The sequence below is a fragment of the Catonella morbi ATCC 51271 genome (assembly GCF_000160035.2).
In the GTDB taxonomy this organism is placed as follows: domain Bacteria; phylum Bacillota; class Clostridia; order Lachnospirales; family Lachnospiraceae; genus Catonella; species Catonella morbi.
Genome location: NZ_KI535369.1, coordinates 435583 through 447361 on the forward strand (window position 1 = coordinate 435583; position 11779 = coordinate 447361).

An 11779-nucleotide genomic window follows, 5' to 3' on the forward strand; every position below is an offset into this window, starting at 1 on the left:
GAGCATTGAAATATAGTTAGTGAGTCAAAATAAATTGTTTATGTCTGATTATGACAAATACTTACTTGGGCTGAAAAAAATAAAGAATATAGATGGACAATATTTTTTAATATGCGAAGGAGAATAAAAATGGGAAAATACGATCCGCTGAATCAATTTCTGGTTTCTTCGGAGAAAGACTTCGTTCGACTTACTTTTTCAGAGATTGAAAATCTATTGGGGCAGACTTTGCCTCACAGTGCTTATACATATAAGGAATGGTGGGCAAACGGAGGACACTCACAAGCATATGCGTGGCTGGATGCAGGATATAAAGTTGAAGAGGTAAACCTCGGTGCAGACATAGCTGTCTTTTCAAAAAAGGGGAAGTCGGCAGCAAAGAAAGCTCTTTCCGCTGAAGTTTGCGGTGTGTTCGTTAATGATGGAAAGGTTTATGGAAAAGCCGTATCCGCCGAAAGCACAATGAATGTTTGCGGATACACCTTTACATTTATTCAGGATCTGATCCCTGATCGCAATAAGGATGGCAATGTGATAAAGTACAGACCACAAGATGCGTATGAAAACAAAGGAAGCGTGGAATTACTACATTATGGAAAAGGTAATTTTTGTCGATTCCGCATTGAAGCGGATGGCGGCGCAGGTGTTTATCTATGGGTTGTGGACGGTCAGATTATCTATATCGGAGAAACTGCCAATTTAAGACAACGTTTTAATGCCGGATATGGAAATATCTCACCTCGTAACTGCTATGTAGGTGGACAGAGTACAAACTGCAAGATGAATAAAGCTGTCCTTGGGCTCTTTGAAAGAGGTAAGATTGTCAGCCTCTATTTCTATCAGACAACAGATTATAAACGAGTCGAGTCGGAATTATTGAACAAGATCTACACTCCATATAATGTAAAGGATAATTGATACAAAAATGCCGGATTGAAATGACAACGGAACAGATGTCATGAATTGAGTGTGCGAATTTGATGATCTTCTTGCCTGATCGGATGGAGTTTAGAGGCAGTACTCTTTTCTCGGTTTTCTCTCTACAAGTTCAGAAAAGCGGGACGGAGAAGATTGCATTATAGGGAGCAAAAAGGATTATAAGTTAAAAATAAAGTGTACACTTAAAAGATAATAAAAAAGTATCGAGTTATTGTCTGTGCTATAATTGGATTTGCTACAAAACAATAATAACGGAAGGTAACCGATGCAAACTAATTATAATAGAGAAAGAAAAAGGCAAACACTTAACCTTAGTAGAAAGGGATATCATCGAAGTTTGGCTAAAGCAAAAAAATGCACAGAAAGGGATCGCTGAGAGGGAATCCTAAGAGGTAACAGAAATGTATCCAGATAATTCCAAAGAAAATAGTGTCATTAGATTGACACGCGAGGAAACATCAGGATTTTTGGTTGCAGCCGGAGAATATTTAAAAGAAAACAGGAAGGAAGAAATTTTCTATAACAGGCAGAAAAAAGAGCATTATATGAATCATATGTTTTATGGTTATGATATGGACAGAACCATGCTCCGTATCGATGCGATGAATATGATGACACATGGAATTGATAATCCGTTTATTGAATATAGGGATAGTTTGTCAGACAGGAACTCTGATAAAGACAAATATTCGCTGGTGCTTGCCAATCCGCCATTTAAGGGAAGTCTTGATGCAGATTCGGTTTCGGGGGATTTGCTGAAAGTATGTAAAACAAAGAAAACAGAGCTTTTGTTTTTAACTTTATTTATCCGTATGCATAAGATAGGCGAGCGTTGTGCCTGTATTGTACCTGACGGAGTACTTTTTGGCTCATCTAAGGCACATAAGGATATAAGAAAAGAAATTGTGGAAAATCAAAGGTTGGTTGCTGTTATTTCTATGCCTTCCGGTGTGTTTAAGCTATATACAGGAGTTTCAACAGCTATTCTTATCTTTACCAAGACAGAACATGGTGGCACGGATAATCTATGGTTTTATGATATGACAGCAGATGGTTTCAGCTTGGATGATAAGCGTTCTCCTGTAGCAGATAATGATATTCCTGATATAATTCAGAGATTTAAAAATTTAGATAAAGAGTCAGACAGAAAACGTACAGACAAGTCATTTATGGTTCCTAAGAAGGAAATTGTGGATTTGCAATTTAACAAAGTTAACGCTTCGAATGATAGCATTTCAGATTCGCTCCGGTTTTTCTGCGAAAAACCTAATGCGCTCGCTTAGAAATCAATCATTCGAAGCTGTAAATTGAAAAATCATATTAAAATATCAGCTTTGTTATTTGCAAATTCAAAGTTGCAGTGCAGAAAGCACTTGATGAAACACAGGTTTTATTTGACTCATTAATGCAAAAATATTTTGCATAGATTATCTATGATAGAAAGAATTTTGACGATAAACCGGGGAGGTGAGGGGATAAAAAATGATTTTTATAATGAGATAAAAAGTATTTTAGTAAACGCAAGGAATAAAGTTTATAATACCGCTAATTTTGCAATGGTTCAGGCATATTGGAATATAGGTAAGAAGATTATTGAAGAACAAGGCGGTAAAGATACAGCAGAATATGGACAGGGATTGCTTGAAGAGTTATCTAAACAGATGACTAAAGATTTTGGGAAAGGCTTTACAGTTGCAAATCTTAAGAATATGAGACAATTTTATATTATTTTCCCAAATGGCTACGCACTGCGTAGCGAATTGAGTTGGACATATTACCGCAGTTTGATGCGTGTGGAAAATTAAAAGGCAAGAAACTTTTATTTAGAAGAAGCTATAAAATCTAATTGGAGTACAAGGCAACTTGACAGACAAATAAACAGTTTTTTCTATGAAAGATTGTTATCAAGTAAAAATAAAGAAGAAGTGTCTAAATTGGTAAGAAAGTTCTTATAAAAAAATTATGGTTGAAGGATGTTGGTAGATGAAGGAGATACCAGCATGGAAGAAAAAATAGTAGTTGTATTGAATGAAATGTCTGAGTATTTACCGATTACTCAGATGATATTGATTTTGAAGGCAGGGAGTGTATTGTCTATGGTAAATCAGAATAATGTAAAAACTGCACATCAGAAGTATATGCCTTGAATAAGTGAACTCATAATTAGGTTGAAATTATCCTAATATTTATATATACTATAGAAAAAGAGGGAGGTTTATACATGACTATAGATACAAATACAATGGTTTCCATTTCTGAAGCGAATCAGAATTTTTCAAAAGTAGCGAGACTTGTAGACGAGAAGGGTTCAGCTGTAATATTAAAAAACAATGTACCAAGATATCTTATTATTGATTTCAGTAAAGCTAACGTTGATATTATTGCATCTGATGATGATGTACTCAGTATCTCAAAGAAGCTTATAGCACAGAATAAGGAAGCGTATGCGGTATTGGCTAAATGAGAAAACTAAGTAAGGAGCAGATTCTTATGCTACATTCTCAACTTATACAAGAAACCGGCGGTAAAGATGGAGTTAGAGATTTCAGCCTTTTAGAATCAGCACTTGAAGCTCCTTTTCAATCCTTTGGAGGAGATGAGTTGTATCCTACAATTCAAGCAAAAGCTGCAAGACTAGGGTATGGGCTTATAAAAAATCATTGTATGTTTGAGGAGTTTCTCGTGATGAAGGGGGTATAAATATAAATTATGAACATAAGAATATTGCACGCGAATTAAGTATTGGATATCTGCTTTTATGTAGGAGGTGTATTGTATGTTGAATTTGGACGAGATTATATCGAATAAAAATTATGATGACAGTATCGAGACCGTCATGAAAAAACTATATAGTTTCGAAAGAGAAAAAATTGAAAATTTGGTTTTATATAAAGACATTCTAGTATGTAAAACCTCGGATAAAGAATACAATGAAAAATTTATTAAGCCCTTATCTAAAAGGATAGCAGAGTCTTTTCCGGAGTTAGAAAGCTATATATATCAAATTAGTATTATAAATGAAGTTTTTGCGTCTCTGTTGGAAAAGGAGGAAAGAGATTTTAAGATTTGTAAAGAAGAAAGTATAGTATGTGTGGTATTTGGAATTGTGTGCCAATATGAAAATTTTATACATGATTTAAACAAAAGGTTAACGGAACATACAGACAAAAAAATAATGGAAAAGATAGTGATTGTTAATCAGACTAACATAGAAATGGCGATAAATAGTTTAAATAGAGTTATGGCAAAAATTTATACTGAAAAACATGAATTTTCTGATGTTCTGAAGACGCTAGATTATATAAAAGTTATTGAAAAATTAAGTAAGTGCGATTTTATTAATGTTATGTGTAAATTAAATTGTACAGATGATTTATTGGAAATGGTGAGGTCTAAAGAAGTAAATGTTATTGACTACAATTTTAAAACAGAAGAGTTTCATATAAAATATCCGTATGATAGAGTAGTTAAATTTGATTTGCCGAAATTAAGACAAAGGAAGTATGATCATAATCAGTTATTTAAAAATATAAAAAATAATTTAGAAAATCTCACAATCTTGCAAAAAGAAAGCATTAGTTGTTATATTGAATTTGGTGATAATGCTTTTAAAATTAAAATGGATCTTTTATCAAAAGAATTTCTAACTATTATCAAAACTATTATAACTGATTCTTTGAACTTTACAGAACATATTCTGTTAGACAATTATATTGATGTGAATAAACTTATAGATAATGTTGTGATATATGGGAAAAAAATGAAATTTACTTTTAAAGATTTGCTTTATTTTCGTATGGCAATTTTGGGATTAGCTAATTATTATTATCTAGGAGAAGAATTATTTTTTGCCCAAAAGCAAAAGCATTCAATTACATCTGCTATAAACATAGATAAAAAAGAGTTAAATACAATTATTAAAGCTATTTGTTTTTATTGTTTTGATAAAGTGATTGTAAGTGATGTGATTGATGAAATAATTGACTTTTATACTTTTGGTTCATATGAAGTTAAAGATATATTTTGTTGTCCTCTTATAAAAATTCGTGATACTTATACAATCTCGCCTTCGCTTATAATGTCAACAAATTTTGGAAGAGTATTTATTGAACATATAAATAAATTAGAGATAGATTTTAAACAAGGTGATATTTTTGAAGATAATTTAAAGTTGATGCTTGAGAAACATGATTTTAAAGTATATAATCCAAGAAAAGCTCAGTTGAATTTTACAACGGCTGAAGGACATATAGGTGATATAGATATATTGGCAATTAAAGGCAAATATATTTTTTGTGCACAATTAAAAAATAAATCAATGCCTTTAGAAAAGAGAGAGTATGTGAATTATGACAGAAAGTTAAATAAGGTGTTAAAGCAGTTGAAATATGTAGAAGAATACTTTGAACAAAATCCACAAAAGGTATTAGAGTTTTACGAAATAGAGGATTTAAGTAAATATAAAATAATTAAATTTTATGTATCAAACAGTTTTTATCGTTCAGGAGAATGTATTGAAAATATTTATATTACAGATATGAGCGCATTAAATGTATTATTCAATTATGGAAAAATTACAATAAGGGATGGAGAAAAAGATATTATCAAATATCTTAGAAAAAATGATAAAGTATCACCTGAGGAATTAGTAGATTTTCTGAAAAATCCTTACTTTATATGGAAAGGTGTATATTTATAATAGACTTAGTATGCTTATAAGACTCCTTTTTATGAGGTGCTTACGAAAAATGTATCCCATACTTGACACAAGAGTGGTAATAAAAGGATAGGAGTTCATACAATGCTGGTTTTTCTTGCATTAAATGGATAGAGTTTTCGTATACTCAAAAAGAGTTATACGAGACAATTCTTGATGTGGTAGCTGGTAAAAAGAACTATGAAGAATTGCTGGATTGGGTTATTGAACATCAAAAATAGATATGGAATCTAGTATAAGTTATCTCTTGCAGAAATTTGTTGTAAATAATATAAAAAAGAATTTTGTAAATATGTTGCCAAATTTATCCTGTACTAATCTTGTAGAAGAAAAAGATAATTACACTGCACACTGTGCTTTCTCTACCTACCAGACAATGATGAACTGCATTGATGAAGTAAAGGATAATGAAGTCAAGTTATTTACCTGTGGACATTTCGACTTGGTGATCTGTGATGAAGCCCATAGGTCTATTTATAATAAATACAGGGATATTTTTGCTGATTTGAGTTTATGGCAGGGGATAAGACAGGCTATTGAGAAAGTAAATAAGGATGCGGCTGCGTAGGAAAAAATTATTAAAATAACCTTCAGATTAGCAAAGAAAATAAATAAAATCCACATGTTTAGATAGGAGCATTATGATATTATAATCTAAATGCTCCTTTTCTTTTCAACCTATTTTCTTTCCCCACCAGCATACTTCCCTGCATTATTACGCCTGAATTCGTAAGGATTTACTCCATACTTCTTCTTAAATATCGTGGAAAAATAACTGACATTGGAATATCCCACCATTTCAGCTATATTTTGGACTTTTTCAACAGTATTAATCAATAAATATTCAGCCTTTTTTAATCTTATATTAGATAAAAACGCACTGTAATTGTAGCCGGTTTCCTCTTTAAACACTCTGGAAAGGTATTCAGGGTTTAAATTAGCCTCCTGAGCAATCTGCTCTAAGCTGATTGGCTCATTATAATGCTGTTGGATAAACACTACAGCTTTAAATATTCTTTGGGAAAGCTCCTTTTCGTTAATTTCATTGTCGGGTATATTTGCACCGGCGTATTCTAAAGAGATACGCTTCATTTTAGAAAAGTGCACTGTTTCATCAATGCCTGATTTTGCCTGATTTAAAGCGTCTTTAGTAAATGCAGTATTATCATTTACATATCGTAAATATATTACATCAAGACATTCTTTGCAGAGCATTTTTATATATTTAATTTGTAGAACGTTGTTTGATTCAATATAATCTAAGATTTTTTCAAGTTGTAGATATTGCTCTTTTCCTGAGGCTGAATAAAAGTCCTGATAAATCTGTTTTAATTCCATGCCAGATTTTTCGTTCTCTTCGCCTTGTTGCTTATTGGAAAGAAGTGGGCGGTACAGCTTTACCTGTTCTTTATAGAAGCCAAGAGATAAGGCATTTACAGCTTCTTCTGCCGCTTCACTTACATTAACTAAACTCTCTGTAATATTGCTGATACCTGCCATACAATTATTTTCGTTTATAATTTTATTAGCGTATTCCTGCAGGCAGTTCAGCTTTTCAAGTTCACTTAGATTTCTTGAAAGATTACCGATTAAAACGTAGACAAACTCATCATATTCTATGCCTATTACATGCACTATATTTTCCTGTTTTGGTACTGTAAAATTATCAAAGAGTTTTCTTTTCCATACAGCTAGAGCAAACAATCCGGAATCACGCCATTTTATGTTATACTCTCTTAGGAGGCTGATATCATCTTCTGTAATTGGCTTTCCGCTAATCAGTATATTTCTTACAATAGAGTGTTTGTGCCCGTTGTAGGACATATCATCTTCGTTTTGCCTGTTTTTTTCTTTTATTTTAGCAGCGGTAGCGGCAAGCATTTCCTGAAAGGACTGTTTGCTTATCTCAGTTTTTAAAATGTATTCATCAGCATTTTCACGCATTGCCTCACGCACATAATCAAATTCAGAAAATGCGGTTAAGAGTATTACAAAGGTAGAGCTATTAATTTTCTTAATTTCTTTTAATAGCCTAAGACCGTCCATAACCGGCATTTTAATATCGGTAAGTACCAGATCAGGCTCTGTTTCTTTGTATATTTTTAATGCCTGTTCTCCGTTGTTTGCAACTCCGACAATCTCATATTCGGGGTTTTCTTTAATGCAAAACTGCAACCATTCACAAATCAATCTTTCATCATCTGCAATTAAAATTTTCATTGTCACTAATCCTTGTCTTTTTACTGATAGCCGGCAGTTCCAGAGTGACTGTGGTACCGATATCAGGTTCACTTTCTATATTTAGTCCGTATTCATCACCAAAGTCAACTTTGATACGACCTGAAACATTGGCGATTCCAATGGATTCATTTCTTGTATATTCTTTTTTATTGCACTTACTAATAACCTGTTCCAAGACTTCACTGTTCATACCTATGCCATCATCACTGACAGAGATAATCAGCTTTTCATTTTGTATTTTAGAAGTAATTATGATGATTCCCATTTCATTTTTAGCTTCTATGCCATGAAAAATTGCGTTTTCAACTATAGGTTGAAGAATCAGAGCAGGAACCATACAATCCCTGGTTTCCTCATCAGGTTCAAATTCAAAACTTAGCATATCTCCATAGCGGATTTGCTGTAAAATTAAATATTTTTCCGTAATTGCAAATTCTTCACTTAGGTATATAAGGTCTGCATCCTGCCTTAATGTCATTTTAAGGAAGTCTATAAATGCACTTATCATCTTGATTACATCTTCGGGCTGTCCGGTTTCTACAAGGCATTTGATAGAAAACAAGGTATTGTATAAAAAATGAGGGTTAATCTGTGCTTTTAACAAATCATTTTCTATACGGCGTTTATACGCCTCTTTAATTTTTATGTCTTCCAGTAATTTTTTTATTTCCTGCGCCATGCTGTTAAAACTATTTTTAAGCAGATTAATCTCATCATAGCCTTTTACATCGCTTACAACATCAAAATTTCCTTCTTTTACCTGATTTAGAGAGTCACATAGCTTAAGTAAAGGCTTTGATACCTTCCTTGCAACAAGGTAAGAGATAATGAGTGCAATGAAAAAGCAAATTCCCATTATTATAAATATAATAATATAGGCTCTGTAAACATCAGAAAATACAAAGGAGGCAGGCATTTCTTCTATTATTGTCCAACCTGTCTGTGTATCATGATAGTTTGAAATAAGGTATTTACCGCTAGACTTTTTGGTAATTCGGAACTCATTTTCACCATAAAGTTTTTTAAAATTTTCTACATTGATGAAATTCATTCCCCTCATATTTTTATCTGTATGCGATATGATATTACCGTTAATGTCAATTATATAGATGATATTAGTACCGTTCAATGCAGACTTGTAGATATCAGAGAGATAGACCTCGTCAATATTTATTAATAAAGTGGCTATTTCATGTCCTTCAGCATCTAAAATTCGTCTGGAAGCACTGAAAACATACTGTTTCTTTTTTGAACCGAAATTATCCTTAAAGCTGCTGATAAAGGTTATATCATCATCTTTGCCATAAATCGTCTTATACCATAATTGATTTTTAAGAGAAGCAAAATCGTAATTATCTCCTGCCTGTGAGGAATATGAAAAACCGTTATCTCCGATTACTACCACATCAAATGCTATACCTACTTCGCTGAATACCACATCAAGATTTTTCTTCATATCATCAAGCTTTACTTTGAGCTTTTTCTCTTCCCTGTCATCAAGCCTGCCATCCAGTGCAGAGATAAGTGAGGTATTTAGCTTGTAAAGATTGGAAATGGTAATACTGCTGTTTTTAATGGCATTGGCTCTTTCTCCGATCTGTTTTAAAAGATCCAGTCTTGAAGCACCAATCTTATCTATCATAAGATTGCTTAAAAGTGCTATCAAGACTGTTGAAATAATTATAATTATCGCAGTAATTGTTAAAATATATACTGCAAATAACTGATTCCTGATTTTATTTGGAAATATCTTTTTAAGTTTTATATTTTTCATAAATAACCTGCTTTAAGCCCTAAATTTTATGAGGAATCTAGGTTAACTTATAGGGCTTATAATTTGGAGATTCTTTAATATAATCATCACAACTATGAGATACTTCCCCCTTTGCCCAAAGCCCGGCAAGATTAATCTGTCCGGAACCGTAAACCGCTTCCTTTGCACCATCAATCTCAGGATTAACATATTTATTAAACCAAGTTTCAAGCTCATATCTTAGTTCAGCGGCTTTTTCACTGTGATTATCCTGTAAGAGCAGGTTGTTTCGTTCATCAGGATCATTTATCAAGTCATACATTTCGTCAGGTCCGTAAGGATAGCGTTTGATGTACTTAAATTCTTTACTTCGTATCATACGGTTTGGACCATATTCGTCAAGCACTACGATTTTATCATCCTGCTCATATAGAAGACCTTTCAAGGCATTTGCAAAGCTTCTTCCCGGAAGACTGTCATCTTCATAATCTTTGATTCCTATATAGTTTAATAAGGTAGGCATAAAATCATAGGCTGAAACAAGAGAATCACATACTTTATTTTCAGGAATAACACCCGGCTGTGAGGCTATGAAAGGCACTTTAACAGAGCTGTCATACATATTAATCGGAAAAGTACCGTTTCCCTTACCCCAGAAGCCATGATGCCCACAGCTAAAGCCGTTATCACTTGTAAATATTATCAGGGTATTTTCTCTGATACCTAAATCTTCAATCTTATCTATTATTCTTCCTATGTTTGCATCCATAGCAGTAACTGCGGCAAAATATCCTATCAGGTTGGCACGCACATCTTTTGATACTTCTTTGGTTAAATAAATGCTGTCAGGATGTTCTTTTTCCTTTGGAATGGAATTAAAAGGGCAGTCTTTATACAAATCAGTATATTCCTTCGGATGGTTATTTAGCCATGGAGAATGCGGCGCTGTATAGCCCACAGTCAGATAAAATGGCTGTTTGCCCGCCTGTTCTTCTATAAACTCTATCGCATCATCTGTTATTACATCGGTTACATAGCGTGGTTCCCTGTAAAGCTCTCCGTTTTTAATAAGCGGAGCATTATAATAAGGACCTCCTCCTGACTTGTGAGCAAACCAGTGAGAGAAGCCTTTTTGAGGTACAGCACTGTTGCCCATATGCCATTTACCTGATAGACCGCATACATAGCCGTTTTCTGCCAAAACTTCTGTATATGCCTTCATACCTTTTAAGTATTCAATATCTCCCTGCTTTTTATTATCATCTCTAAGCCAGTCATGCACCCCATGTTGAGACGGGATTCTTCCCGTAAGTAAAGAAGCTCTTGCAGGTGAGCAGACAGGGGAGGCACAGAAGAAGTTGTTAAACAACATTCCTTCCTTTGCCAGCCTGTCCATATTCGGAGTTATTATTTCATCATTTCCCGCACAACCCATAGACCACATTCCCTGGTCATCGGATAAAATAAAAACAATGTTTGGGCGTTCTGTATTCATATCAGTTCTCCTTCTTTGCCTGTACCAGATTCTAATTATTCATGCCATATACCACAGATTTCCCGGACAGGCGATTTAATTATGTGATTACTTGATGTTTTGCAAATGTTTTATACGATGTCAAAAGATAATAAATTCTCTTGCAAGCAAGCTTGCATCGAATTTTTATACTTTTGACACTTGTATCTTTATACTAAATTATCATATAATAGGCGGTTTTTGTTGTCAATAGTGTGTGAAAAAACACAAATAAGTGAAAGAAATGTCAAAATATTTATAGAAAAATCTAAATTAAATTTCAGAAACAAAATAATTTGAAAGAAAAGTAAAATAATCGTAAACAAAGTTTTTAGAAATTTTATTATAATCCCGTTTTCGACAGTTAAAAAATATTAAAAGGCGTAAACCCTTGAAAATTAAAGGATATTACGCCTTTTTAAGTGCTGTAAAAATGTTGTATCCAAAGCTTATCTTAAAATTTTTTACGACATTTTTTATTAAGGTCTTTCGGTAGAAAATTTTTACGGTCAAGACCAAGGGCGAAAACTCCTTCCAGTGCTGTCAGTGCTTTGGAACCGGTATATTGTGACACATATGCCATGTCGGATATATTTGCAATCTGCATATTCTGCAT

9 protein-coding genes and 2 pseudogenes are annotated in these 11779 nt (G+C 33.3%); 8 read left to right on the top strand and 3 right to left on the bottom strand.

Annotation, left to right across the window (positions count from 1 at the left end; translation table 11 throughout):
• Positions 1-129 precede the first annotated feature (129 nt).
• The 8 genes and pseudogenes from GCWU000282_RS16085 to GCWU000282_RS12695 all read left to right on the top strand — a co-directional run.
• On the top strand, positions 130-918 hold the full coding sequence (locus GCWU000282_RS16085; RefSeq protein ID WP_023355545.1) for a GIY-YIG nuclease family protein: 789 nt from the start codon (positions 130-132) through the stop codon (positions 916-918).
• A 476-nt stretch (positions 919-1394) separates the two neighbouring features.
• Positions 1395-2150 (top strand): annotated as a pseudogene (locus GCWU000282_RS12670) (HsdM family class I SAM-dependent methyltransferase); the annotation flags it as partial.
• A 237-nt stretch (positions 2151-2387) separates the two neighbouring features.
• Positions 2388-2744 (top strand): DUF1016 N-terminal domain-containing protein, encoded by a 357-nt coding sequence (locus tag GCWU000282_RS16685; protein ID WP_242828961.1) that lies wholly within the window; start codon positions 2388-2390, stop codon positions 2742-2744.
• Between the two features lie 195 nt (positions 2745-2939).
• A complete protein-coding gene (locus GCWU000282_RS16690) occupies positions 2940-3086 on the top strand; it encodes a hypothetical protein (protein WP_156913152.1) in 147 nt (48 codons plus the stop codon).
• 74 nt (positions 3087-3160) lie between these two features.
• Positions 3161-3403 (top strand): prevent-host-death family protein, encoded by a 243-nt coding sequence (locus GCWU000282_RS12680; RefSeq protein ID WP_023355549.1) that lies wholly within the window; start codon positions 3161-3163, stop codon positions 3401-3403.
• Positions 3400-3639: a type II toxin-antitoxin system death-on-curing family toxin gene (locus tag GCWU000282_RS12685; protein ID WP_023355550.1), complete on the top strand. Its 240-nt coding sequence runs from the start codon at positions 3400-3402 to the stop codon at positions 3637-3639. The genes GCWU000282_RS12680 and GCWU000282_RS12685 overlap by 4 nt, the downstream gene beginning before the upstream one ends.
• A gap of 76 nt (positions 3640-3715) precedes the next feature.
• Positions 3716-5638, top strand: a complete 1923-nt coding sequence (locus GCWU000282_RS12690) for a hypothetical protein (RefSeq protein WP_023355551.1) — start codon at positions 3716-3718, stop codon at positions 5636-5638.
• A gap of 289 nt (positions 5639-5927) precedes the next feature.
• Positions 5928-6158, top strand: a pseudogene (locus GCWU000282_RS12695) (DEAD/DEAH box helicase family protein); the annotation flags it as partial.
• Positions 6159-6334: 176 nt separating this feature from the next.
• Here GCWU000282_RS12695 and GCWU000282_RS12700 read toward each other — a convergent pair.
• From GCWU000282_RS12700 to GCWU000282_RS12710, 3 genes are read right to left on the bottom strand one after another with little or no spacing between them, the layout of a single operon-like run.
• Entirely contained in the window at positions 6335-7876 is a 1542-nt protein-coding gene (locus tag GCWU000282_RS12700; RefSeq protein WP_023355553.1) for a response regulator transcription factor, read from the bottom strand.
• Positions 7854-9671: a sensor histidine kinase gene (locus GCWU000282_RS12705; protein WP_023355554.1), complete on the bottom strand. Its 1818-nt coding sequence runs from the start codon at positions 9669-9671 to the stop codon at positions 7854-7856. Before GCWU000282_RS12705 ends, GCWU000282_RS12700 begins: the two co-directional genes overlap by 23 nt.
• A gap of 37 nt (positions 9672-9708) precedes the next feature.
• Positions 9709-11145 (bottom strand): sulfatase-like hydrolase/transferase, encoded by a 1437-nt coding sequence (locus GCWU000282_RS12710; protein ID WP_023355555.1) that lies wholly within the window; start codon positions 11143-11145, stop codon positions 9709-9711.
• Between the last annotated feature and the right edge of the window lie 634 nt (positions 11146-11779).